Annotated in this window: 23 protein-coding genes; 8 read left to right on the top strand and 15 right to left on the bottom strand. The window is 65.3% G+C overall.

All coding sequences use genetic code 11. The features are described from left to right. Position 1 precedes the first annotated feature (1 nt). The 4 genes from LB572_RS01505 to LB572_RS01520 form a co-directional block, all read right to left on the bottom strand. The gene (locus tag LB572_RS01505) at positions 2-748 is read right to left on the bottom strand and encodes an SDR family NAD(P)-dependent oxidoreductase (RefSeq protein WP_224666418.1); all 747 of its coding nucleotides are present in this window, start codon (positions 746-748) and stop codon (positions 2-4) included. 96 nt (positions 749-844) lie between these two features. After that, positions 845-2,356, bottom strand: a complete 1,512-nt coding sequence (locus LB572_RS01510) for a UxaA family hydrolase (RefSeq protein ID WP_224666419.1) — start codon at positions 2,354-2,356, stop codon at positions 845-847. 211 nt (positions 2,357-2,567) lie between these two features. Further along, positions 2,568-2,897 (bottom strand): L-rhamnose mutarotase, encoded by a 330-nt coding sequence (locus tag LB572_RS01515; RefSeq protein WP_224666420.1) that lies wholly within the window; start codon positions 2,895-2,897, stop codon positions 2,568-2,570. Between the two features lie 36 nt (positions 2,898-2,933). After that, positions 2,934-3,608 (bottom strand): GntR family transcriptional regulator, encoded by a 675-nt coding sequence (locus LB572_RS01520; RefSeq protein WP_224666421.1) that lies wholly within the window; start codon positions 3,606-3,608, stop codon positions 2,934-2,936. A 343-nt stretch (positions 3,609-3,951) separates the two neighbouring features. Here LB572_RS01520 and LB572_RS01525 point away from each other — a divergent pair, with 343 nt between their 5' ends. The 4 genes from LB572_RS01525 to LB572_RS01540 are packed head-to-tail and all read left to right on the top strand — an operon-like array spanning position 3,952 to position 8,364. Continuing rightward, the gene (locus LB572_RS01525) at positions 3,952-5,424 is read left to right on the top strand and encodes a sugar ABC transporter ATP-binding protein (protein WP_224666422.1); all 1,473 of its coding nucleotides are present in this window, start codon (positions 3,952-3,954) and stop codon (positions 5,422-5,424) included. Continuing rightward, positions 5,421-6,419: an ABC transporter permease gene (locus tag LB572_RS01530; RefSeq protein WP_224666423.1), complete on the top strand. Its 999-nt coding sequence runs from the start codon at positions 5,421-5,423 to the stop codon at positions 6,417-6,419. Before LB572_RS01525 ends, LB572_RS01530 begins: the two co-directional genes overlap by 4 nt. Next, positions 6,416-7,414: an ABC transporter permease gene (locus tag LB572_RS01535; RefSeq protein WP_224666424.1), complete on the top strand. Its 999-nt coding sequence runs from the start codon at positions 6,416-6,418 to the stop codon at positions 7,412-7,414. The genes LB572_RS01530 and LB572_RS01535 overlap by 4 nt, the downstream gene beginning before the upstream one ends. Positions 7,415-7,428: 14 nt before the next feature. Further along, the gene (locus tag LB572_RS01540; protein WP_224666425.1) at positions 7,429-8,364 is read left to right on the top strand and encodes a sugar ABC transporter substrate-binding protein; all 936 of its coding nucleotides are present in this window, start codon (positions 7,429-7,431) and stop codon (positions 8,362-8,364) included. 66 nt (positions 8,365-8,430) lie between these two features. On the opposite strand, the gene doeB is transcribed toward LB572_RS01540, so the two are convergent. The 10 genes from doeB to LB572_RS01590 all read right to left on the bottom strand — a co-directional run bounded on the left by doeB (position 8,431) and on the right by LB572_RS01590 (position 18,254). Then, positions 8,431-9,435 (bottom strand): N(2)-acetyl-L-2,4-diaminobutanoate deacetylase DoeB, encoded by a 1,005-nt coding sequence (gene doeB, locus LB572_RS01545; RefSeq protein WP_224666426.1) that lies wholly within the window; start codon positions 9,433-9,435, stop codon positions 8,431-8,433. Between the two features lie 5 nt (positions 9,436-9,440). Next, positions 9,441-10,619 carry an ectoine hydrolase DoeA gene (doeA, locus tag LB572_RS01550; RefSeq protein ID WP_224666427.1) on the bottom strand — a complete coding sequence of 393 codons (1,179 nt, stop codon included), beginning with the start codon at positions 10,617-10,619 and terminating at the stop codon, positions 9,441-9,443. 39 nt (positions 10,620-10,658) lie between these two features. Continuing rightward, on the bottom strand, positions 10,659-11,651 hold the full coding sequence (locus tag LB572_RS01555) for a cyclodeaminase (protein ID WP_224666428.1): 993 nt from the start codon (positions 11,649-11,651) through the stop codon (positions 10,659-10,661). Beyond that, positions 11,648-12,637: a hydroxyectoine utilization dehydratase EutB gene (gene eutB, locus LB572_RS01560; RefSeq protein ID WP_224666429.1), complete on the bottom strand. Its 990-nt coding sequence runs from the start codon at positions 12,635-12,637 to the stop codon at positions 11,648-11,650. Before eutB ends, LB572_RS01555 begins: the two co-directional genes overlap by 4 nt. 19 nt (positions 12,638-12,656) lie before the next feature. After that, positions 12,657-13,433 (bottom strand): ectoine utilization protein EutA, encoded by a 777-nt coding sequence (gene eutA / locus LB572_RS01565; RefSeq protein WP_224666585.1) that lies wholly within the window; start codon positions 13,431-13,433, stop codon positions 12,657-12,659. Between the two features lie 5 nt (positions 13,434-13,438). Continuing rightward, on the bottom strand, positions 13,439-14,098 hold the full coding sequence (gene ehuD, locus LB572_RS01570) for an ectoine/hydroxyectoine ABC transporter permease subunit EhuD (protein WP_140804219.1): 660 nt from the start codon (positions 14,096-14,098) through the stop codon (positions 13,439-13,441). A 16-nt stretch (positions 14,099-14,114) separates the two neighbouring features. After that, a complete protein-coding gene (gene ehuC / locus LB572_RS01575; RefSeq protein ID WP_140804221.1) occupies positions 14,115-14,765 on the bottom strand; it encodes an ectoine/hydroxyectoine ABC transporter permease subunit EhuC in 651 nt (216 codons plus the stop codon). 235 nt (positions 14,766-15,000) lie between these two features. Further along, positions 15,001-15,852 carry an ectoine/hydroxyectoine ABC transporter substrate-binding protein EhuB gene (ehuB, locus tag LB572_RS01580; RefSeq protein WP_224666430.1) on the bottom strand — a complete coding sequence of 284 codons (852 nt, stop codon included), beginning with the start codon at positions 15,850-15,852 and terminating at the stop codon, positions 15,001-15,003. Between the two features lie 94 nt (positions 15,853-15,946). After that, a complete protein-coding gene (gene ehuA, locus LB572_RS01585) occupies positions 15,947-16,732 on the bottom strand; it encodes an ectoine/hydroxyectoine ABC transporter ATP-binding protein EhuA (protein ID WP_263497744.1) in 786 nt (261 codons plus the stop codon). A gap of 136 nt (positions 16,733-16,868) precedes the next feature. Then, positions 16,869-18,254 carry a PLP-dependent aminotransferase family protein gene (locus tag LB572_RS01590; RefSeq protein ID WP_224666431.1) on the bottom strand — a complete coding sequence of 462 codons (1,386 nt, stop codon included), beginning with the start codon at positions 18,252-18,254 and terminating at the stop codon, positions 16,869-16,871. A gap of 83 nt (positions 18,255-18,337) precedes the next feature. On the opposite strand from LB572_RS01590, the gene LB572_RS01595 reads away from it, so the two are divergent. The 4 genes from LB572_RS01595 to LB572_RS01610 all read left to right on the top strand — a co-directional run bounded on the left by LB572_RS01595 (position 18,338) and on the right by LB572_RS01610 (position 22,992). Beyond that, positions 18,338-18,829, top strand: a complete 492-nt coding sequence (locus LB572_RS01595) for an Lrp/AsnC family transcriptional regulator (protein ID WP_224666432.1) — start codon at positions 18,338-18,340, stop codon at positions 18,827-18,829. Between the two features lie 131 nt (positions 18,830-18,960). Continuing rightward, positions 18,961-20,454: an NAD-dependent succinate-semialdehyde dehydrogenase gene (locus LB572_RS01600; RefSeq protein ID WP_224666433.1), complete on the top strand. Its 1,494-nt coding sequence runs from the start codon at positions 18,961-18,963 to the stop codon at positions 20,452-20,454. Positions 20,455-20,488: 34 nt separating this feature from the next. Continuing rightward, on the top strand, positions 20,489-21,868 hold the full coding sequence (locus LB572_RS01605) for an aspartate aminotransferase family protein (protein ID WP_224666434.1): 1,380 nt from the start codon (positions 20,489-20,491) through the stop codon (positions 21,866-21,868). A gap of 23 nt (positions 21,869-21,891) precedes the next feature. Further along, on the top strand, positions 21,892-22,992 hold the full coding sequence (locus LB572_RS01610) for an alcohol dehydrogenase family protein (protein WP_224666435.1): 1,101 nt from the start codon (positions 21,892-21,894) through the stop codon (positions 22,990-22,992). 24 nt (positions 22,993-23,016) lie between these two features. Here the strand turns inward: LB572_RS01610 and LB572_RS01615 are convergent, their stop codons facing one another. Further along, positions 23,017-24,981 (bottom strand): (Fe-S)-binding protein, encoded by a 1,965-nt coding sequence (locus LB572_RS01615; RefSeq protein WP_224666436.1) that lies wholly within the window; start codon positions 24,979-24,981, stop codon positions 23,017-23,019.

Below are 24,981 nucleotides of genomic sequence, written 5' to 3' on the forward strand. Positions count from 1 at the left end.
CTCAGTAGGTGGTGCGTCCGCCCGACAGGTCGAATGTCGAGGCGGTGGTGAAGCTGTTCTCCTTCGAGACCAACCACGCGACCATGGCGGCGGCTTCGTCAACTTCGAGCAGTCGGCCGCGCGGAATGCGCGAGCGCATATATTCGATATGCTCCGACGTCAGCTGGTCGAGGATGCGTGTCTGGGCGGTCGCCGGCGAGATGCAGTTCACGGCGATGTCGTATTGCGCCAGTTCCTTGCCGAGCGACTTCGTCAGGCCGATGACGGCTGCCTTCGAGGCCGAATAGGCGGCCGCATTCGGGTTGCCTTCCTTGCCGGCGACAGAAGCGATGTTGACGATGCGGCCGTAATTGCGCTCCTTCATGCCGGGCACGACGGCGCGGTTGACGTAGAAGGTGCCGTTGATGTTGATGTCGATGATCTTCTTCCAGACGTCGACGTCATAGACGTCGAGCGGCGCCGCCGGACCGGCGATGCCGGCGGAGTTCACCACGATGGAGATCTTGTCGGCGATCTCCTCGGTCCTGGCGCGGGCCGCGTCGACCGCGTCCCAGTCTGCGATGTCGACCACCAGCGTCGTGGCGGCCTTGCCGAGTTCTTGCCTGGCGGCGTCGAGGCGCGCCTCGTCGAGGTCCCAAAGCGTGACCGTGGCGCCCGAGGCGACAAAGCGCTTGGCCATGGCGAAGCCGAGGCCTTGCGCGCCGCCGGTCACCACCGCGTGCTGACCGTCCAGATCGATCCTGTTCATAGCGGGCGTTTCCTCCAGTGTGATTTCGTTGCGGATGTTTCGGATATCGGCCGCACTGCGCCGGAATGCTTGAGCTTCCGATCCGTCATCGCGGCGCTACATGGTGGCGCCGAGGCTCCACGGCACGAACTCGTTGTCGCCATAGCCCAGCGCCTCGGACCTGGTGCGCCCGCCGGAGGCCACCCGCAGGATCTCCGCGAAGATTTCCTCGCCCTTCTGCGCCAGCGTCACGCCGTCCAGTATGTCGCCGCAGTTGATATCCATGTCGTCGCGCATCTGCTCGAAGATGAACGAGTTGGAGGCGAGCTTGATCGAAGGCGTCGGCTTGCAGCCGAAGGCCGAGCCGCGCCCGGTGGTGAAGCACAAAATGTTGGCGCCGCCGGCGACCTGTCCGGTCGCGGAAACCGGGTCGTAGCCTGGCGTGTCCATGAAGACGAGGCCGCGCTCGCTGATCGGCTCGGCATATTCCAGCACCGCGCGCAAATTGGTGGTGCCGCCCTTGGCCGATGCGCCGAGCGATTTTTCCAGGATGGTCGTCAATCCTCCCAGCTTGTTGCCGGGCGAGGGATTGTTGTTCATCTCCATGTCGTGCCGGGCGGTGTAGTCCTCCCACCAGCGGATGCGCTCGATCAGCTTTTCGCCGACCGCCCGGCTTTCGGCGCGGCGGGTCAGAAGATGTTCCGCGCCGTAGATCTCGGGCGTCTCCGAAAGGACGGCGGTCCCGCCCTGCGCGACGAGCAGGTCCACCGCCGCGCCGAGCGCCGGATTGGCGCTAATGCCGGAATAGCCGTCCGAGCCGCCGCATTGCAGCGCCAGCACCAGCTCGGAGGCCGGTTGCGGCGTGCGCCGCGCGGCGTTGACGATCGGCAGCATCTCGACGATCGCCTTCACCCCGGCATCGACCGTCTTGCGCGTGCCGCCGGTTTCCTGGATCGTCATCGTGCGGAAGGTGGTGCTCTCCTCGATGTCGTAGGACTGCATCCAGCGCGGAATCTGGAAGGCTTCGCAGCCCAACCCGACCATCAGCACGCCGCCGACATTGGGATTGGTGGCGAACCCCCATTGTGTGCGCTTCAGGAGATCGTAGGCCGGGCCCTTGGTATCGATGCCGCAGCCGGTGCCGTGGACGAGCGAGATGATGCCGTCGACATTGGGATAGTCGCGCAAGATGCCGGAGCGATTGACCTCCTCGGCGATGAAGCGCGCGACGCTGGCCGAGCAGTTCACCGAAGTCAGCGTGGCGATGTAGTTGCGCGTGCCGACTTTGCCGTTCGGTCTGCGGTACCCCATGAAGCTCGCTCGTTCGTCGTCGGGAAGCATCGCCGTTTGCCTGGCGTCCGCGCCATAGCCGTAGTCCCGCTCGAAATCGCGCAGGTAGACGTTGTGCTCGTGCACCCAGTCCCCGGCCGCGATCGTTTCGCGCGCGAAGCCGATGGTCTGGCCGTACTTCACGATCGGCTCGTCCGCCGCGATGTCGCACATGGCCATCTTGTGGCCGCGCGGGATTCTGGCCCGCGCCGCGACGTCGCCGGCCTTCTCGCCGGTCGCCAGCGGATCGACCGCGAGCAGGATGTTGTCCGCGTGCGAAAGCTTGATGAAGCGTGCCATGGCCCAAGACTCTGAAGAAGATTTCTCGCTGGCGTTGGCCACGAGATTTGATAGACGGGAATACTAATATAATAGAATGACAGTGGTCAAGCAGCGCTCGATCGCGTTTCGTTGGAACCGCTGTTGTGGACACTGTTCGCATGGGCCCGGCAGAGCTGGGGTTGCCGCCCGCGCGCAAATCCTTGCCCCGTCCATCGACGTCGCGAGCGGCTCAGTCCAGGTGGAAGACTTCCTCCATCGCCGCCCACCACTCGCCTGAAGCGCGGGTGGTCAAGGGCTGCTGCATCGGGTCGCATAGCTCCCACCATTTGCGCATCGCCGGCGCTTCGCCCATCCGCGCGGCGTCCGCTGCGAAATCGTCGCCGTGATATTCCCAATAGGCGAACAGCAGGTTCTCCGGCTCGCGCAGGAAGATGGAGTAGTTCCTTATGTTGGCGCGGCTGATGACCTCGAGCACGTCGGGCCACACCGCGGCATGGACGCGCTTGTATTCCTCGATCGCCTCGGCTTTCAGGCCGATGCAAAGCCCCATTCTCTTCATAAGCTGGTCTCGCTTGGTTTTGGCGTGCCGGATCGTTCAGCCGAGGAGCTCGGCGGCGACTTCGAGCGTGTTGCGGAAGGACGTCTCCAGATGACTCTCCATCGCCTGCGCGGCGCCCTCGGCGTCCTGGCGCTTCAGTGCGTCGAGGATGGCCTCGTGCTGCTCGATCGTCTGCTCGCCATAGCCGGGCCTGGGGATCGCGAGGTAGCGGCCGCGATCCATCTGCGCCTTGGAGATGTCGACCACCCGCCAGATCGCCGGCAGGCCGCAGATCTCGGCTATGCTGCGGTGGAAGACGTCGTCGAGCTGGATCGCGACGGCATAGCGTCCACGCGAGATGGCGAGCTTGTGAGCGGCCATGTTGTCTTCCAGGAGTTCGGCTGCCTGCGGCGTCATCTTGGCCGCGGCGCGCCTGGCGCTCTCCATCTCCAGCGCCCGGCGGATGACATAGGCTTCCTCGAGATCGGCGCGGCTGATCGGCGCCACATAGGTGCCGCTCTGCGCCAGGATCTTGACCAGCCCTTCATCGCTGATGCGCTTGACCGCCTCGCGCACCGGCGTGCGCGATACGCCGAGCGCCTCGGCAATCGCCACTTCGTTGATGATCTCGCCCGGCTTCAGCTGTCCGACGACGATCAGGTTGCGGATCTTGTTGTAGATTTGATCGCGCAGCGGCAGGGCCCGATTGAGGGTCGAAGGGTCTAGATCCATGGAAAATCCCATCGCTCATCCACGCAATTGATAAATTATATTAGAATGCCAACCGGAATGCACGTATGTGTCAAGCTGATTGCCTCGCTCTCAAAAGCGCGCTGAAAACCAGCTTGCCAGAACTGTTATATTAGTGCAATAGTGCCGGCCGTCGCGATGATCGGCGTCGCGGCGGGAGCGTTTCAGGGTGCCTAAGCGTGGTTTCGCGAAGGCCTTCGGGGTCGGCTTGAGGAGCCGGTCACTGCGCTCGACATGACCGATGATCCCGCGCCGGCCGCGCCGGGCCGTCTTGCCAGGGAGGACCAAGCCAGAAATGACTGCCGTGGCGGATTGTGCCCTGGACATGCGAGGCATCAGCAAGACGTTTCCGGGCGTGAAGGCGCTGTCGAACGTCAATTTCGCCGTGAAATTCGGGACCGTCCACGCGGTCGTCGGCGAGAATGGCGCCGGCAAGTCGACCCTCATGAAAGTGCTCAACGGCTCATACGCGCCGACCAGCGGCACCATCTGGGTCGGCGGCAATGAGGTGCGCATGCGCAAGCCGGCGGACGCGCAGGCGCTCGGCATCCGCATGGTCCACCAGGAGATCAATCTTGTCCCCGACCTGACCGTCGCCGAGAACGTCTATCTCGGCCGCATGCCCGGCAGATGGAGCTGGCTGCGCAAGGGCGAGATGATCGGGAAGGCCGCGGCGATCCTCAAGGAACTGGGCGCCGCGATCAATCCGCGCGAACGGCTGGGCAATCTCTCGATCAGCCAGCAGCAGCTGGTCGAGATCGCCAAGGCCTATGCGGCCCAGCCCCGCATCATCGTGCTCGACGAGCCGACATCGTCGCTCAGCGAACACGAGACGGCGGCGCTCTTCCGCATCCTGCGCAAGATGCGCGGCGAAGGCATCGCCATCGTCTACATCAGCCACAGGCTGAAAGAGGTGCTGGAGATCGCCGACGAGGTCACCGTGCTGCGCGACGGCGCGATGATCGAGACGCGGCCGATCGAAGGGATCACCGCGGCCGAGATGATCAGGCTGATGGTCGGCCGCGAGGTGAGCAACGTCTTTCCCAAGAGCCCCGCCGAGATCGGCGCATCGGTGCTGCGCGTCGAGCGCATAGGCGATGGCGCGAGTTTCCGCGATGTCAGCTTCGACGTGCGGGCCGGCGAGATCCTTGGGTTGACCGGTCTCGTCGGCGCCGGCCGCAGCGAAGTCGCGCGCGCCATTTTCGGCCTGTCGCGTCTGGTCGAGGGAAGCGTCAGCGTCGACGGCCGCAAGGTCGTCATCAGCTCGCCGTCCGAAGCGGTGCGCGCCGGCATCGCCTACGTCCCGGAAGACCGCAAGGGCGACGGCATCGTGCCTGGCATGTCGGTGCGCGAGAACATCAGCCTGCCGATCCTGCGCCGCCTGACCAGCTTCGGCCGCATCAGGGGCAGCGCCGACCGTTCCTTGTCGGCCCTTTACGTCAAGCAGTTCTCGATCTCGCCGCCGGATGGCGAGCGGCGCATCAATCTCCTGTCGGGCGGCAATCAGCAGAAAGCGGTCATCGCCAAATGGCTGGCGGCAAAGCCCGCCGTGCTGATCCTCGACGAGCCGACGCGCGGCGTCGATGTCGGCGCCAAGGCGGAGATCCATCACATCATCGGCCAGCTGGTCGCCGACGGCATGGCGGTGGTGATGATCTCGTCGGAACTGCCTGAAATCCTCGGCGTATGCGACCGCGTCGTGGTGATGCGCGACGGTCGCGCCTCGATGCCGCTGACGCGTGCCGAGCTCAGCGAGGAGCGCATCATGGCGCTCGCGACCGGCGAGGAAGCGGCGTGACGGACGCAGCCATGGAGATCAGCGGCGTGAACCGCAACGACCGTTTTACGCGCGGCAGCAGGCTCGTCGATGCGCTGTCGAAGGCCGGCCTTGTGCTGGCCATCCTAGCTGTCATCCTCTACGGCTCATTCGCCAGCCCGGCCTTCTTCACCGCCGGCAATCTGCTCAACGTGCTGACCTCGATGTCGATCGTCGGCATCGTCGTGGTCGGTATGACCTTCGTGCTGGTGGTCGGCGGCCTGGCGGACCTGTCGGTGCCCGCCACCATCGCTTGCGGCGCGATCCTTTCGCTGGGGCTGCAGCCGCTGGTCGGCCCCGTGCCCGCCTTCGTCCTGGCGGTCGCGCTGGCCGGGCTGATCGGTCTGCTCAACGGCGTTCTCGTCGGCTATGCCGGCATCAATCCGATCATCGCCACGCTTGGCGTCGGAACCATCGGCCTCGGCATCGTCCAGGCCGCGGTCGGCGGCGTCATCGTCTACGGCTCGAACACGGCCTCGGCCGAATTCGCCAAAGGGCGGCTGCTCGGCATCCCGGTCGTGGTGCTGATCTTCCTGGTCGTCGCGCTCATCGGCCATTTCGTGCTTTCGCGGTCCTTCTGGGGGCGCTGGACGCTGGCGACCGGCGGCAATTACAGCGCCGCCGAAGCCAGCGCCGTGCCCGTCAAGGCGGTCAAGGCCGGCGCCTTCGTGATCACTGCGCTCGCGTCCGGCGTCAGCGGCGGCCTGCTCGGCCTGACCCTGCAGAGCGCGCGGCCGCTGATCGGCTCCGGCTACGAATTCAGCGCCATCACCGCGGTCGTCGTCGGCGGCGTCTCGATCATAGGCGGCTTCGGCTCGGTGCCGAGGGCCGTCGCCGGGCTCGTCTTCGTGCAGCTCCTAACCAATGTCATGGTGCTGCAAGGGGTGCGCACTCCGGTCCAGGGCTTTGTGCTGGGCATCCTCATCGTCTGCGCAGTCGGCATGGACGCCGCGCTGCGCAAGCGGGGAGCGGCATGATGCGCTTCCTGGTCTTGGCCTCGCAATATCGCGTCCTCATCATCCTCGGTCTGACGCTTGTCGTCTCGGCGCTGGTCGTGCCGGGCTATCTGGCACCGTCCACGCTCGGCCTCGGCCTCGACCGGGCCGCCACCATCGGCCTGATCGCCATCGGCCTGACCGTGCTTCTGATCGCCGGACAGATCGATCTCTCCGGCGGCGCGGTGTTCGCGCTGGCCGGCATCGTCTCGGTCATCCTGCAGCGCGAGATCGGCATCCTGCCGGCGGCGATCGTCGGCATCCTCGTCGGCGCCGTTGCCGGCGCGATCAACGGCGCCCTGGTCGTCGGGCTGAAGGTCAACTCGCTGGTGCTGACGCTGGCCACGATGCTGATCTTCCGCTCGCTCGCGCATTGGGTTACCAACAGCCAGCCGGTGACCGGCACCGACATCATGCTGTCGCTGGCGCTGGCCAAGACCTATCTCGAGATATTCACCATCCGCAGCGCGCTGTTCATCGTCCTGATCGTGCTCTTGCATGTCTGGCTGACGCGCACCATCCCGGGTCGCAACGTCTTTGCCGTCGGCTCCAATCCGGCCGCCGCCAAGGAAAGCGGCATCGCCTCGGACCGCATCGTCTTTCTGGGCTTCGTCTTCGCCGGCACGCTGGCCGGCCTCGCGGGCGTCCTCCAGAGCCTCGTCACCAACACCGGTTCGCCCGTCTTCGGCTCGGAACTGACGGTCGCCGTCATCGCCGCCGTCGTCGTCGGCGGAACCCGCCTCGAAGGCGGCAGGGGATCCGCGCTCGGCACGCTGGGCGGCGTGCTGACGATCGGCTCGCTGACCATCGCGATGGAGTTCCAGTCCATACCCGCATACGTCCAGCAGGTCGTGTCCGGGCTGATCCTGATCCTGCTCGTCGTGCTCGATCGGGCCGTTACTGCCAAGGGGAGGGCTCCGGGCACGCGCCCAGCGCTCGTTCGCGACAAACCAATCACTCAAGGAGGAAACCTATGATCGGGAGGAAACATATGACTGGCAAGAAAGGCATGCTCAAGATCGCGGCCGTGGCGCTTCTGGCCTCGACCGGATGGGCGAGCGCCAAAACAGTCTGCTACGTCACGGCGGCGGATTCGCACGCCTATGCGACGCCGGCCAACAAGGCGCTCGAGGCCCGCGCCAAGGAACTCGGCGTCGAGATACTCAGCCTCAGCCAGGACTTCGACGTGCAGAAGGGCACCGAGCAGCTCAACACCTGCGTGGCGCGCAAGGTCGACGGCATCATCCTGTGGCCGCTCGACCCGCAGGCCTACATTCCGGGTCTTGCCCGCGCGCAGCAGGCGAACATTCCGGCGATCCTCATCAACTCGCCGATGAGCGACGATGCCAAGACGTTCATCAAGTCCTTCACCGGACCGGACGTCTATGAGGAGGGCAAGCTGGCGGCGGATTCGCTGAGCAAGGCGCTGGGCGGCAAGGGCTCGGTGGTCATCATCGCCGGCCAGGCCGGCAACGGCACCACCATCGGCCGCGTCAACGGCTTCACCGATCACCTCAAGGAAACCAACGCCGACATCAAGGTGCTCGACACGGTCAATGCCGACTTCGACCAGCAGAAGGCGCTCGTTGTCAGCCGCGACCTGATCACCCGCTTCGGCGACCAGATCACCGGCGTCTACGCCAATGACGACACCATGGCGCGTGGCTTCATCGACGCCTGGAAGGAAGCCAATCCGTCCAAGCCGACGCCGCCGATCGTCGGCATCAACGGCCAGAAGGACGCTTTCGAATCGATCAAGAGCGGCGAGATGTACTCGACCATCGTGCAGTCGCCGGTCGAGGACGGCCGCCTGGCGATCAACACCATGGCCGAGATCATGGACGGCAAGGAGGTCAAGGACCGGCTGCCGATCCCGCTGACCGTCGTCACCAAGGACAATGTCGGCTCGGTCGAGCCGGCATTCTAAGCACGCGGCCGGCCCGGTTGCCCCGGGCCGGCCTGCTCCGTCCATGCCGACGCCGCCGCGCCGGGATTATCCCTGAACGGCCACGCCCAGCACCGAGACGCAATCTCCCGCCTTGACCAAGCCCGGGAAATGACGCGCGGCGAGCAGCCCCGACATCCTGGCCTTGATCTCCTGCGGCGCCTGGCCGGTACGGCCGACCGGATGGATGCGAGCAATCACCTGGCCATCCTTTACCGACTCGCCGAGATCGACCATCGTCTCGATCATCCCGTCCTCCTCGGCAAAGGCGAAGCAATCGCCCGACGGCATGTCCAGCCACTGAGTTCTACCCTTCTCGACCGCACCATCGACGATGTCCGCATAGCGCAGCACGTTGAGGATGCCGCGCCGGGCGATCCGCACCGTCTCGGCCCGAGAGGTTCCCCCGCCGCCGAGCTCGGTGGTGACGAAGACCTTGCCCATCTCCTCGGCGGCGGTGTCATACATCCCGATCGCGTCGATCTCGGCCATGCGCATGGAGAACGGGGCCGAGAAAGCCTCGACGGCGGCGAAGGCTTTTTTCTCCTGCGCCTTGTCGGGCAGCGTATGCGCCGCGCAGAACGGCACGAAATCCAACGTTTTGCCGCCTGAGTGGAAGTCGAACACGATGTCCGCCCGCGGCAGCAGTTCGCGCTGGAAATAGTCGGCGATCTTTTCCGTCACCGTGCCGTCCGGCCGTCCGGGGAAGGCGCGGTTCATGTTGCCCTTGTCGATCGGCGAGGTGCGCGTGCCGGCGCGGAATGCCGGATAGTTCATCGCCGGCACGATGATGACCGTGCCCAAGACGTTTTTCGGATCAAGCGTGCGCGCGAGCTCGTAGAGCGCCAGTGGCCCCTCGTATTCGTCGCCGTGATTGCCACCGGTGAGCAGCGCCGTCGAACCCTTGCCGTTGCGCACGACACAGACCGGGATCATCACCGATCCCCAGGCGGAATCGTCACGGCTGTAGGGCAGGCGCAGGAAGCCGTGCTGGACGCCGTCGCGCTCGAAGTCGACGGTCGGCGCGATCGGCGACGGACGCAAAGCGGACATCGGCCTCAGTCCTTCACGAAGAGCTTGCGCGGCACATTGGCCAGGCATTCGACGCCGGTGTCGGTGATCAGGATCGACTCGGTGATCTCCAGCCCCATCGTCTCCAGCCACAGGCCGGTCATGAAATGGAAGGTCATGCCGGGCTTGAGCTCGGTGCGGTCGCCGGGACGCAGGCTCATGGTGCGCTCGCCCCAGTCCGGCGGATAGGAAATACCGATCGGGTAACCGGTGCGGTTGTCCTTGACGATGCCGTACTTCTTCAGGACGGCGAAGAAGGCGTTGGCGATGTCCTCGCAGGTGTTGCCGGGCTTGGCCGCGGCCAACCCCGCTTCCATGCCTTCCAGCGTCGCCTTCTCGGCGTCGAGGAAAGCCTGCGTCGGCTTGCCGAGGAAGACCGTGCGCGACAACGGGCAGTGATAGCGGTTGTAGCAGCCGGCGATCTCGAAGAACGTGCCTTCGTTCACCTTCATAGGCTTGTCGTCCCAGGTGAGATGCGGCGCCGAGGCATCCGCGCCCGACGGCAGCAGCGGCACGATCGCCGGATAGTCGCCGCCGATGCCGGCGACGCCGCGCGTGCCGGCATCGTAGATCTCGGCGACCAGATCGCATTTGCGCATGCCGACTTCTATTCTGTCGACGATGCGCTGGTGCATGGCCTCGACGATGCGCGCGGCCTTGCGCATGTAGTCGATCTCGGTCGGGCTCTTCACCGCGCGCTGCCAGTTCACCAGCGCGGTCGCATCGGCGAAACGGGCGTTGGGCAGATGCTTCTGAAGTGCCGCGAACGCTGCAGCCGAGAACCAGTAATTGTCCATCTCGACGCCGATGGTGAGCTTGTCCCAGCCGCGCTCGGCCAGCACTTCGGCGAGATAATCCATCGGATGCCGCTCGGTCGACTGCACGTAATGGTCGGCGTAGCCGACGATGTTGTCATGCGCGAGATAGGTGGTGCGCTTGGCGCCGTTGGCATCCTGGCCGCGGCCGTACCAGACCGGCTCGCCCGAAGGCGGCACGACGACCGCCTGATGCACATAGAAGGACCAGCCGTCATAGCCCGTCAGCCAGGCCATGTTGGAAGGATCGCTGACGATCAGAAGATCGACGCCCTTCGCCTCCATGGCCTTGCGCGTCTTGGCGAGGCGATCGGCAAATTCGCCGCGCGAGAATTTCAAATTTGGTTGCATTGTTCTTGGTCCTCGTTTGTTGGGCCTCTCGGCCGGGTATCAGCTTTCGAAAATGGTTCCGGCCTTTGCCGCGCGCGCACGGTCGCGAGCCAAAGTGGCGATCGCCGTGTCCTGCACGCCTGTGCCGGTGAGGTCGGCGATGGTGATGTCGCTTGCCGAGCGCCGACCGGGTTTCACGCCGGCAATGATCTGGCCGAGTTCGGTGACCTCGGCGTCGGCGGCGAAGACCGCCGCCTCGATGGCGTGGTGGAGCTCGCCCAGACGCCGCGTCTGCTTGGCGCTGTCGGCGACATAGAGATCGGCCATGCGCAGGATCGCCGGCGCGATCTCGTTCTTGTGCTCGGCGTCCGAACCCATGGCCGTGATGTGCTGTCCGGCCGAGACGAAGCCCGGCTTGATCAGCGGCTCTGTCGAAGGCGTCGTGGTGACGATGATGTCGGCGCCGGCCACCGCATTTGCCGCATCCGGTTCGGCCCGAACCATGATGCCGAGCTTGTCGCGCAGGCCCGCGGCGGTCGCGTCTGCCTTGGCGGCGTCGCGCGCCCAGATGCGCGCTTCCTCGATCGGCCGCACGAGGCGCAGTGCCTCCAATTGCAGGCTGGCCTGCAAACCGGCGCCGAAGATCGCCGCGACCTTGGAGTCCTCACGCGACAGATGTTGGGCCGCGACCGCGCCGGCGGCGGCGGTGCGGATATCGGTCAGATAGCCATTGTCGAGCAGCAGCGCCTCGACCACGCCGGTCTTGGCCGAAAGCAGCACCATCATGCCACCGCCGCTCGGCAGGCCCAGCGCCGGATTGTCGAAGAAGCCGGAGCTTATCTTGACGGCAAAGCCATCGATGCCGGGCACATAGGCGGACTTCACGTCGACCTCGCCGCGATGCTCGTGAATGTCTAACCGCAGAATCGGCGGCATCGCCACCGGCAGCGTGGCCAGGGCGCGGAAGGCGTTCTCGACGCAGGCGACGGCGTCGAGATCGAGCGCCACGGTCTTGCGCAGATCGGCTTCGGTGAGGATCGTCATGCGGCTCATGCGGCGCGCTCCGTGCGTGAGGACACCTCGCCACAAACGATCTTCCGATGCAGCGCCATGTCGATGTTGCGGCCCGACAGGATGGCCACCACCGGTCCTTTCGCCTTGATCTTCCCTGCGAGCAGCGCGCCGATGCCGACGGCCCCCGCGCCTTCGACGATCTCGCGCTCCTGTTCGTAGGCATGACGGATGCCAGCGGCGATCTCGTCCTCTGAAAGCAGGACCACATCGTCGAGCAGGCTACGGCACATGGCGAAGGTCAGCCGGTTGTCGAGGCCGATGCCGCCACCGAGCGAGTCCGCCAATGTCAGCAGCTCCTCGACCTGCACCGGGCGGCCGGCGTCGAGGCTGGCTTTCATCGCCGCGCCCCGCGTCATCGAGATACCGATGACTTTGGTGCCTCGACCCACCCCTTTGACGGCCGCGGCGACGCCCGCCGCCAGCCCGCCGCCGGAGAGCGGCACCAGCACCGCGGCGGCATCTGGAACCTGCTTCAAGATCTCCAGGCCAAGCGTGCCTTGTCCGGCGACGATGTCGGGATGATCGAAGGGCGGCAGCATGATCAGTCCCTCTTCCGCCACCAGCCTGTCGACTTCCTGCTGGGCGTCGTCCTGGCTGTTGCCGATGATGCGGACTTCGGCTCCGAGGCGACGGATGGCGTCCAGCTTGTTTTCCGGCACCAGCCTCGACATGCAGATCACCGCGCGGATGCCTTCGAGCTTCGCCGCATGCGCGAGTGCCCGGCCGTGATTGCCGGTCGAGGCGGCGACAACGCCGCGCGATTTTTCTTCCGCGCTCAATGCTGCGATCGCATTGGAAGCGCCGCGCAGCTTGAACGCGCCGGTGGTCTGGTGGTGCTCCAGCTTGAGATGAACAGGATGGCCCGCGCGGTCCGACAGGCTTTGCGACACAACGCAAGGTGTCCGCTCGACCTTACCGGCAATGCGTTCGCGCGCGGCGCGAATATGCTTAAGCTCAACAGTCATTCGATCACGGGCATTTCGATCACTGGGGTAGCGGCTTGGTCCATAGCCGGCCGAACTCCGGTCGCGGCGTGTCGTCGCCGCAAAGCCGCAGGCAGTTCCAGGCGCTGGCCTGGTTGCTGGTGACGACCGGACGCCCGATCGCTTCTTCCATGCCTGGGACCGCGAGCGCGCCGCGCAGCGCGGTGCAAGAGACGAACAGCGCATCGGCCTGCGGATGCATGACCTTGCGCGCCATCTCGACGAGGGATGCCGGCGTGATCCGCGCCATCTCGCGGTCGTCCTCGAAGCCGAGGCAAGAGAAGCTCTGGATGTCGAAGCCGTGTGACGCGAAATAGGCGGCCATCGGCCGGCTGGTCTCGACGGTGTAGGGGGTCAGGATGCTGATGCGCTTCACCCCAAAAGCGTTGAGCCCGCGCATGCCGGCCATCGGTGGCGTGACCACCGGGACGCCGGGCTTGGCCGCGTGGATGGCAGCTTCGATCTCGGCATCGCCGATCACCACGGAGGCCGAGGTGCAGGAGTAGCAGACCGCGTCGAGCGGCTCGTCCGGCAGGATCAGCGCCGCGCCCGCCGAGAGCGACGGCTGCATCTTGCGCAAATTCTCCGGCGTCGTGGGATTGGCATAAGGAATGCGCGCGACATAGACGCCGATGCGCTCGCTTGCCACCATACGGCGGAAATCCACCTCGCTCGTGTGATCGGTGGCCAGGGCGATCAGCCCGACGCACTTTTGCAGCGGACGCGGGTCCAGCGTGGGGCGCGCCGTTTCGAGGCGGATGTCGGGCAATGGTTTCATGACTTTCATCTTTCGATCCTGCCGTAGCGGTGCTCCAGCCAGCGTAAGAGCACGACGGAGCAGAGGCTGATGACGAGGAAGAAGGCGCCGACCAGCGTCATCGGTTCGATGTAGCGGTAATAGGTGTTGGCGACGCTCTTGGCCTGGTTCATCAACTCCAGCACTGTGATCGCCGAAAGCAGCGGCGTCTCCTTGAACATGGCGATGAAATAGTTGGCCAAGGCCGGGATCATCGGCGGGATCGCCTGCGGCAGGATGATATGCGTCCAGGTGTGGCGGCCGCTCAGATTGCAGGCCTTGGCCGCCTCCCACTGGCCGCGCGGCACATTGTCGATGCCGGCGCGGTAGACCTCGGCCGTGTAGGTGCCGTAGTGCAGGCCAAGCCCGATCACGCCCGCCACCAGCGGCGGCAAAAGGATGCCGATATCGGGCAGCACGTAGAAGATGAAATAGAGCTGCACCAGGAGCGGTGTGCCACGGATGAACTCGGCGAACCAGCCGACGCCGCGCGCGACGATCCGGTTCTCCGAGCGCCGCGCCAGCGCGATCCCAAGACCGACGATCGCCGCCAGGACGGAACCCAGAATGGTTGCCAGGATGGTGATCTTCACGCCCTGGATCAGGGTCGGCATGATCTCCCAGACGAAGTTCCAATCCCAATCCATTATCTGGCCCAATCCATCAGACGCGCACTCCGTCGAGGCCGCGCGCCATGCGGCGCTCCAGCGTGCGAACACCCCAGGAGATGATCAGCGCAAGGGCGAAATAGATGACCAGCACCGAGACGAAGGGCATCAGCGTGCTGCCGGTCTGCGAGCGCACCACCTGCGCCTGGAAGGTCAGGTCGGCGAGTGAGATCAGCGACACGACCGAGGTCGCCTTGAGCAGCTCGATCGCGTTGTTGCCGAAGGTCGGCAGCATGACCAGCAGCGCCTGCGGCAGGATCACGTGGCGCATGCCTTGCCAGCGGCCGAGATTGAGCGCCGTGCAGGCCTCGTATTGCTCGCGGCCGACCGACAGGATGGCGCCGCGCACGACTTCCGCCGCGTACGCGCCGACATTCAAGCCCAGCGCCAGCACGCCGGCCTGCAAGGGCGTCAGCGACAGGCCGGCGAAAGGCAGCACGAAATAGACCCAGAACAGCTGCACGAAGATCGAGGTGCCGCGGAAGAATTCGATGTAGACCGTAGCGATCGCGCGCAGGATGAAGAAGCGCGATACGCGCCCCATGCCGGCAAGGAAGGCCATGATCAGCGCAAGCACCGACCCCATCAGCGTCAGCTCGATGGTGACAAGCGCCCCTTGCAATATCAGGCCGAGATAGCCGGTCATTTGGGTGTAAAATTTCCTATCGTTTGCGGTCGTGCGGGGCAGCCGCGACAAGTCCGTTCTCCCCGTGCACGGGGAGAAGATGCCGGTTCGCCCTTCGTAGCTGCAGCTTGGCTGCAGCGTAGGATGGGTAGGCAGACGAGGGGCAGCGCGAACCTTGAAATGCTGGCGCCGCCCCTCATCCGGCTCTTGGAGCCACCTTCTCCCCGTGAACGGGGAGAAGGAAGAAAGCCGCGCCTTACTTCGCCGAGCAGAGCTTCTCGCGCGTCGTCGACATCGCGGCCGCGGCCGAGAAGCCGTAGGACTCGATGATCTTGGCGAACTCACCGGACTTCTTCATCTTGGCGAGCTCCACGTCATAGGCGTCGCGCAGGGCCTCGTCGCCCTTCTTGAAGGCGGCGCCGTCGCAATAGACAGGAGCGCCGACCACCGGGGCAATGACGTCGAGGTTAGGGTCGTTGGCCTTCTTGACCAGATCGTTGATCGAGAGCACCGGCAGCGAATAGGCGTCGATGCGGCCGTCCTGCACCATCTTCAGGCCGCTCTGGCCGTCCGGCACGACGATGACGCGGTCGCGCGGCACGCCGGCATTCAGCGCCAGCTTCTCCTCGGTGCCGCCGCCAGGCGCGCCGACAGTCGCGGAAGCGTCCTTGGCGATGTCCTCATAGCTCTTGAAGCCCTTCGGGTTGCCCTTCTTCACCAAGAGCGCCTCGGCATCGCAAAGCACAGGCTCGGAATAGGCGACCGCCGCGCAGCGCTCCGGCTTCATGAACAGGCCTGCGGTGACGACGTCGAAGCGGCCCGCCTGCAGGCCGGGGATCATGGCGCCATATTCGGAGATCGAGGCCACGACATCGGCGACGCCGAGCTTCTTGAAGATTTCGCGCGCCACGTCGGGCGCGGCGCCCGAAACCTTGCCGTCGGCGGCTACCGCCGTATAGGGCGGCTCGTTGGCGATGGCGAGGCGGGCGAACCCTTGAGCCTTCAACTGCTCGAGCTTGCTATCATCGGCCGAGCCGGCGCTCGTGGCGGCGAGCACGGCGGTCAGCGCGAGGCCGGCGACGCCAGCCAGAATGCCAAGTTTCTTCATTGTTCCCAACTCCTTGTTTCTGTTCTTGGTTTGCTTGGTTTCGCGGCGGCTCTCGTCGCCTCGGGACGGCTTGCGCCGCCCGTTTGCATTGCGGTCAGACGCGATGTCCGGCCGCGATGATCTTCTTCAGGAAGCTCTGCGTTCCTTCCTGTTTGGGATGACGGAAAATCTCATCGGGCTTGCCTTCCTCGACGATCCGTCCGCGGTCGAAGAACAGCACGCGGTCGGCGAAGTCGTGGGCGAAACCCATCTCGTGGGTGACCAGAAGCATCGTCATGTCGGTCTCGGCTGCGAGCTTGCGCATGACGTTGAGCACTTCCTCGACGAGCTCGGGATCGAGCGCCGAGGTGACCTCGTCGAACAGCATGATCTTGGGCGACAGCGCCAGCGCCCTTGCGATCGCCACGCGCTGCTTCTGCCCGCCGGAAAGCTGCGCCGGCATCGCTTTTGCCTTGTCGGCGAGGCCGACCATGTCGAGCAATTCCATCGCCCGCTTCTCGGCGGCGGCGCGCGCGACGCCCTTTGTCAGCATCGGCGCCAGGGTGACGTTGTCCATGACGCATTTGTGCGGAAACAGATTGAAGAGCTGGAAGACCATGCCGATCTTCTGGCGCATCCTGGCCAGATGCCGCTCGTCGGCCGCCAGCAGCTGGCCGTTGCGCTCCATATGGTAGAGCTGCTCGCCGTCGACCTGGATGTGGCCGCCGTCGATCTTTTCCAGCGTCATCAGGATGCGCAGGATCGTCGTCTTGCCGGATCCGGAAGGGCCGATCAGCGCCAGCTTCTCGCCCGGCATCACCTGCATCGACAGGCCGTCCAGCACCTTGAAGGCGCCGAAGCTCTTCGAAATCGCATCAACCTTGATGATGGGCGTGGGCAATCCATTTCCCCGTTCTGGAGAAGCCTATGCCCTTAACGATGCGAAACGCGCCAAATCATGTCAATTGGGAAAATAATATCATGACAATATTTCCGGAGCGGCACAATTTCAGGGCAATCTGAGCTTCATTTGTGCATCAGATGGCGAGCAGGAGATGCTCCGGGTCGCCGAGCAGCAGCTTGGCGACAACGCTCAGGCCCGCGCGCAGTTCCCCCTCGGTCGTCGATCCGAGCGAGATGCGCACGGCCGGACGCCAGGGCGTGTCGGCGATGCGGAACGAGGTGCCTGGCGCGATTGCCACCCCGCGCAGCCGCGCCTGCGAGACAAAGCTCTCCTCGGCGCGGTCGCCCGGCAGTTCGAGCCACAGATGCAGCCCGTCGCGATGGACGCGGTAGTCGACGCCCGTAAGCATTTCGGCGGCAATCTCCTGGCGCCGCTTCAACGCCTGGCGCTGCCAGTTGACCAGTTCCATCGCCGTGCCGTCATTCACCCAGCGCGTGGCGATCTCCGCCACCATCGGTGTCGCCATCCAGTTCGAGACGAGATGGCGGTTGGCGACGGCGGCCACATAACGGTCCGGCACCGCGAGATAACCGATGCGCAGCCCGGGCACGGTGATCTTGGTGAAGGACGTGACGTAGAGCGTCCGCTCTGGCGCAAAGGCGGCAACCGCGGCCGGCCGGCCTTCCACCAGCGGGCCGAGCACGTCGTTCTCGATGATGGCGATGTCGTGCTTGCGGGCAACCGCGGCGATCTGCTCGCGACGCGTGGCGTCCATCAAGGTCGCCGTCGGATTGATCACCGAGGGCTGGACGAACACGGCGCGGATGTCCGATAGGCGGCAGGCCTCGTCGAGCGCTTCGGGAATCAGCCCGTTGCCGTCGATCGGCAGGCCCTCGAGGTTGAAGCCGAGATAGCGCGCAAGCGGGATCAGCGTGTGGTGGCCGATCGCCTCCGTGGCGACCGTCGAGCCGGGCGGCGCCACGCTCATCAGCGCCACCGTCATGCCGGCGGTGGCGCCATTGGTCAGGCTGACATTCTGCGGCGACGCTTCGAGGCCGCAGAGCTTCAGCCATTCGACCGCGACCGCGCGGTGGCGCGGGAACACCATGTTCGGCCGGAACGACAGCGCCGAGCTCGACGGCAGGTTCTCGGCCAGCCACCCCAGCGCCTGCTTCAATTTCTCCAGATGCATCGGCTCGCAGACCGGCTTCAGGATCGAGAGGTCGATGACTTCGCCCAGCCGCTCCGGGATATAGGGTGGCTCCGGCTCGCGGCGCTGCGTCTGCACGAAGCTGCCGCGGCCGACCTCGCCGGAAATCAGCCCGCGGCGGATCAGTTCCTCATAGGCGCGGCTGACGGTCTGCACCGAAAGCTTCAGATCATCCGCCAGCCGGCGATGCGTAGGCAGTCGCGTGCCGTTGGCCAGCCGACCATCATGGATGGCGCGCGCGAACTGGTCGGCCAGCGAGAGATAGGCTGGCCGGCGGATGAGAGCAGGATCTGGCTGCCACAATGTCATGACTTATTAGAGATCGAAATCAGTGCAATTGACAATCGAAATAATGCATCGTCATGGTGTCCGCGACGAAAGGCGGATCCCGCATGGCGGCAGCGAAACTCGACCCGATCGACCTCAGGATTCTCGACGCGATCCAGCGCGACGGGCGCATAACCAAGCTGGCGCTGGCCGAGAAGGTCGGCCTGTCGCCGACCCCATGCTGGATGCGGCTGCGCAAGCTGGAAAAGGCCGGCATCGTGTCCGGCTATCACGCCGCGATCGCCATGCGCGTTATCGCACCCGTGGCGACGGTGCTGATGGAGGTGACCCTGGCCAACCACCGCCAGGCGGATTTCGACCGCTTCGAGCGGGTGGTGCGCGATGTCCCGGAAATCGTCGCCTGCTGGTCGGTCGGCGGCGGCGTCGACTATGTCCTGAAGGTGATGGCGCGCGACATCGATGCCTATCAGCGGCTGGTCGATAGCCTGCTCGAACGCGAGATCGGCATCGACCGCTACTTCACCTACATCGTCACCAAGACGGTCAAGGACGAGACCGTGCTGCCGGTGGCCGACCTTCTGCCGGAGCAACCCTGAGGTAGAGAGATTGTCTGCGACGAGCGGCCAATAGAGACAATCTCTCTCTGTCGGCTTGCCGAAATAGCCTCTTTGTCTTCATCACGAGACTAGCCTCTCCCTATCGCCTTCGGCACCGGGAGACCTGACGGATGTCCGCGCATTTTGCCCGTACCAACCACCATGAAGCGCTTGATCGCCTCGCCGATCGCCGGCTGCTGCGCGCGCTCGCCTATGTCGACGGCCATTGGACGGCGAGCGAAGCGGCGGCAAGTTTTGAGGTCACCGATCCGGCAACCGGCGCTACCGTCGCCTTCGTGGCGGCACTCGATGCCGCCCAGACGACGAAAGCGATCAATGCCGCGTCCCGCGCGTTTCCCGCTTGGCGGGCGTTGTTGCCGCAGGAACGCTCGAAAACCTTGCGAAAATGGTTCGATCTGATCATCGCCGCCAAGGACGACCTGGCGCTGCTGATGACGCTGGAACAGGGCAAGCCGCTGAAGGAATCGCTGGGCGAGATCGACTACGCCGCTTCTTTCGTCGAATGGTATGCCGAGGAAGCAAAACGCCTCAACGCCGAAAGCGTCACCAGCCATTTGCCGAATGCCGAGATGTCGGTGCGCCGTGAGCCGCTCGGCGTGGTCGGCGTCGTCACGCCCTGGAACTTTCCGTCGGCTATGCTCACCCGCAAGGCCGCTGCGGCATTGGCCGCCGGCTGCACGGTGGTGGCGCAACCGTCCTCCGAAACGCCGCTCTCGGCTTTGGCGCTGGCCGAGCTTGGCGAGCGCGCCGGGCTGCCGGCCGGCGTCTTCAATGTCATCACCGGCGACGCGCGCACCATCGTTGGCGCGATGTGCGCCGACGCCAGGGTCCGCGCCATGAGCTTCACAGGCTCGACCGAAGTCGGCCGCCTGATCGCCGCGCAGAGCGCTTCGACGATGAAGCGGCTGGTGATGGAACTCGGCGGCCACGCGCCGCTGATCGTCTTCGACGACGCAGACATCGACAAAGCGGTGGCGATCGCGCTCGACGCCAAATTCGCCACTTCCGGCCAGGATTGCCTCGCCGCCAACCGCATCTATGTGCAGCGGCCGATCTACGACCGCTTCTGCGCCGCCTTCGCGCGCCGCATCGAGCAGCTCCGCGTCGGCAACGGTCTATCCACCGACGCCGAGATCGGGCCGCTGATGCATGAGCGGGCGGTGAAGAAGGTCGAGGAGCAAGTCGCCGATGCGCTCACGCAGGGAGCGCGTTGCCTCGTGGGTGGCAAGCGCCACGCCGCCGGCCCGCTGTTCTACCAGCCGACGCTGCTCGTCGATGTGCCGGACGAAGCGCTGATCATGCATGAGGAAACGTTTGGCCCGGTCGCCGCCGTGGCGCCGTTCGACGGCGAGGCGGAAGTCGTCGCCCGCGCCAACGCCACCGAATACGGCCTGGTCGCCTATGTCGTCACCGAGGACGGCGCCAGGCAGGCGCGCATGGGCCGCGCCCTTGAGTACGGCATGGTCGCGATCAACCGCGTAAAAATCACCGGCGCGCCGATTCCGTTCGGCGGCGTCAAGCAGTCCGGCATCGGCCGCGAAGGCTCGCGCCACGGACTCGAAGCCTTTACGGACCTCAAATACCTCTGCCTCGATGTAGCGTAAGCTGCGCAGGCCTCATTCTCGTCAGGAGTCAAAAATGCTCGAACAGTCCAACGAACTCTCCGCCTGGGATCGCGACCACTTCTTCCATCCCTCGACGCATATGGGCACGCATGCGCGTGGCGAGTCGCCGGCCCGCATCATGGCCGGCGGCGAAGGCGTCACCGTTTGGGACAATACCGGCAAGAAGAGCATCGATGCCTTTGCCGGCCTCTATTGCGTCAATGTCGGCTATGGCCGCCAGAAGATCGCCGATGCCATCGCCGAGCAGGCCAAGAACCTCGCCTATTACCATGCCTATGTCGGGCATGGCACGGAAGCCTCGATCACGCTTGCCAAGATGATCATCGACCGCGCGCCGAAGGGCATGTCGAGGGTCTATTTCGGCCTCTCCGGCTCCGATGCCAACGAGACCAACATCAAGCTGATCTGGTATTACAACAACGTTCTCGGACGGTCGGAAAAGAAGAAGATCATCTCGCGCTGGCGCGGCTATCACGGCTCGGGCGTGATGACCGGATCGCTGACCGGGCTCGAGCTCTTCCACAACGCCTTCGACCTGCCGCGTGCGCCAATCCTGCACACCGAGGCGCCCTATTATTTCCGTCGCGCCGACCGTTCGATGAGCGAGGAGCAGTTCTCGCAATATTGCGCCGACAAGCTCGAGGAGATGATCCTCGCCGAAGGCCCGGAAACGGTCGCGGCCTTCATCGGCGAGCCGATCCTCGGCACCGGCGGCATCGTGCCCCCCCCGACCGGTTACTGGCAGAAGATCCAGGCCGTGCTCGACAAATACGACGTGCTGCTCGTCGCCGACGAGGTGGTGACCGGCTTCGGCCGTCTCGGCACCATGTTCGGCTCCGACCACTACGGCATGAAGCCGGACCTGATCACCATCGCCAAGGGCCTGACCTCGGCTTACGCGCCGCTGTCCGGCGTCATCGTCTCCGACAAGGTCTGGCAGGTGCTGGTCAAGGGGTCCGACAAGCTTGGCTCTCTCGGCCATGGCTGGACCTATTCGGCGCATCCGATCTGCGTTGCCGCAGGCGTCGCCAATCTCGAGCTGATCGACGAGATGGACCTGGTGCGGAACGCCGGCGAGACCGGCGCCTATTTCCGCGCCGAGCTCGCCAAGGCCGTCGGCGGCCACCGGAATGTCGGCGAGGTGCGCGGCGACGGCATGCTGGCCGCGATCGAATTCGTCAAGGATCGCGACGACCGCGTCTTCTTCGATCCGGCGCTGAAGGTCGGGCCGCAGATCGCCACGGCGCTGGCCGCCAGCGGCGTCATCGGCCGCGCCATGCCGCAGGGCGACATCCTCGGCTTCGCGCCGCCGCTCTGCCTGACGCGCGAGGAGGCCGACATCATCGTCGCTAGGACCGCCGACGCGGTGAACAGCGTGCTTGCCAGCATCTGAGAAAGCGACATCTGAGAAGCGACATGAATGCCATGACCAGAACCGTTCCCGCCACCATGGCCGCCGTGCAGCTTACGGGCCACGGTGAACTGGAGAAGCTCGTCTACCGCACCGATGTGAAGGTGCCCGCGCCGGCCGCCGGCGAAGTGCTGGTCAAGGTCAGTGCCTGCGGCATGAACAACACCGATGTCTGGGTGCGCCAGGGCGCCTACGGCACCGAGGAGGATGCGGCTGCCGTGTCGACTTGGCGCCGGCAGGGCAACACGCTCACCTTCCCGCGCATCCAGGGCACTGACACGGTGGGCACCATCGTCGCTGTCGGCGACGGCGTGCCCACGGGCCGCATCGGCGAGCGCGTCATGGTCGACTTCTCGATCTACAACCGCGACGACGACTCGCTGGCCGACATCGACTATATGGGCCATGGCCGCGACGGTGGTTACGCCGAATACCAGGCGCTGGCGGCCGAGAACGCGCATGTCGTCGACACCGGGCTCAGCGATGTCGAGCTCGCCACCTTCTGTTGCGCCTATCTCACCGGAGAGCAGATGCTGGAGCGCGCGGCGCTGAAGGCCGGCGAACGCGTTCTGGTCACAGGCGCCTCGGGCGGCGTCGGTTCCGGCATCGTGCAATTGGCGAGGGCGCGCGGCGCCATTCCTTATGCTGTCGTCGGCAAAGGCAAGGAACAGGCGGTGCTCGACATCGGCGCCGAGAAGGTGATCACGCGCGGCGTGGCCGACCTGCTCACGGCCGTCAACGAGGCGACCGGCGGCGAGCCCATCGACGTGGTGGCCGATCTCGTCGGTGGCGCCATCTTCAACGACCTGTTGCGCATCCTGCGGCCCGAAGGCCGCTACACCACGGCCGGCGCCATTGCCGGGCCGATGGTTCAGCTCGACCTGCGCACCATGTATCTGAAGCAGCTCCAGCTCAACGGCTCGAGCCAGGGCACGCGCGCGGACTTCCGCCGCATCGTGCGCTACATCGAGGAAAAGAAGATCAAGCCGCTGGTCGGCGGCGTCTACAAGCTTTCCGATTTCCATCGCGCCCAGACGGACTTCATGGGCAAGGACTTCGTCGGCAAGCTGGTGGTGGTACCGGATGCGATGTGGAGCGGCGCCTGACCTCGCAAACAGCGCCCGGCGCGGTCAGCCGTTGATCGCGCTGCCCTCGACCCGGTCGTAGCCTTCGGCCGCGGGCACCTCCCTGAGGCTGATCAGCTCAGCCACGTCGACGATCTTCAACTGACCCGCCACGCCAAGCGCATCGGTGGCGGCGGTGTACATGACCTTGTCCTTGGGACAGGCGACGACGAACATGCCGACGCCTAGCCCAAGCGCCTCCCGGATGCGGTTCTCGCTGGGGCGTTCCTTCACACCGTCGTCGCCCTGCCAGATGCGGCCGCCGCCGGCGCCGCAGCAGAAAGAATTCTCCCGGCAGCGCGGCATGTCGTGAAGAGTGTAGCCCGCCGCCCTGATGAGGTCGCGGGGCGCATCGAAGCCGCCATTGTAGCGGCCGAGATAGCAAGGATCGTGATAGGTCACCAACGCGCCGCCAGCCGGGGCGATGTCGAGCCTGCCCGCCGCGACCAGCTCGGCAAGCAGCGCCGTGTAGTGAAGCACCTCGAACTCGCCGCCAAAATGACGATAGTCGTTCTTCAGCGCGTTAAGGCTGTGTGGATCCGTAGTGACGATGCGGTTGAAGCTGCATGCGCGGATCGCGTCGATGTTGGATTGGGCAAGCGTCTCGAATAGGCCTTCCTCGCCGACGCGCCTCACGTCGTTGCCGCTGTTGCGCTCGGCATCGAACAGAATGCCGAAATCGACGCCGGCGGCCGTGAAAAGCTCGGCGACCTTGCGGGTCACGTCCTGGACGCGCGGATCGTAGGATGCGTAGTCGCCGACGAACCACAGCACGTCGACCGGTTCGCTACGCGCGTCCTTGACCGGGAAGCCGAGCTCCTTCGTCCAGCGCGCCCGCATCTTGGACGGCTTGCCCATCGAGTTCCCGAGCCGCGTGAGGTTCGACAGCGCGTCCTGCAGCATGGGGCTGACATGGCCTTCATCGACGAGATGGCGCCGCATGTCGATGATCTTGGGCAAATGCTCGATCTCGACCGGACAGGCCTCCATGCAGGCGCGGCAGGTCGTGCAGGCCCACAGCGTCTCTTCGGCGATCACGCCGCCGACCAGAGGGGCCGCTGCATCGTTCGTCAGGGCGTCGCGCAGATCGGTGATCAGCATCTTCGGGCTGAGTGGCAGGCCCGAGGCGTAGGCGGGGCAGACCGCCTGGCAGCGTCCGCATTCGGTGCAGGACAACAGGTCGAGCGTCTGCTTCCAGTCGAATTGGGCAAGCGATGTGACGCCCGGGCTCCCGCGCTCCGAAGGTACGGCTGGCGCCATCCCCACCGGTTCGAGGTTGCGAAAATAGATGTTGGGCGCGGCCAGGAACATGTGCCGGTGCTTGGACCCCGGAATATAGACCAGGAAGGCGAGAATGGCGCCGATATGGATCCAGTAGGCGATCCGCTCCGTCGGATGAGTTGGAACGCTGAAGGCCCGGAGCAGGTCGGCGACCAGCGAAGCGACCGGCCGCCATGACCCGTCGGCACCGCCGACGATCCGCGCGCCGGCCTCGATCAGCAGGGACGAGACGATGAGCAGGATGAGCACATAGATGATTGCCGCGTCCGATCCACTCGATCCGCTGAACCGCGCCGGCTTCAGGACATAGCGCTGGTAGACGGCCAGGCCGAGCCCCAGCAGCATCAGCACCGCAAACAGATCCTGTAGCAGGGCGATCCAGCTGTCGCCGCCGATTGGCGCTAGCGAAAAGCCGGGGAACAGGCGTGAGCCGAAGGCCTCGATCGTGACGGTGAACAGGACGAAGAACGAAATGAAGATCAGCGCGTGCAGGATCCCCGACAGCGGCTTGCGCAGCATCTTGCGATGCAGGCCGATCGCGACGGCCACGCCTTCCAGGCGGCGCCAGGGCTGATCGAAGCGGCTTGCGCCTGGCGCCTGCGCCAACGCCACGATGTAGCGGCGGGAGCGCCAAAGCGTCAGCGCGATGGCCGCCAGCGTGACGATCCACAGTATCGGTGTTTCGCTCAT

Origin of the sequence: Mesorhizobium sp. BH1-1-5 (genome assembly GCF_020165615.1) — a bacterium.
In the GTDB taxonomy this organism is placed as follows: Bacteria; Pseudomonadota; Alphaproteobacteria; order Rhizobiales; family Rhizobiaceae; genus Mesorhizobium.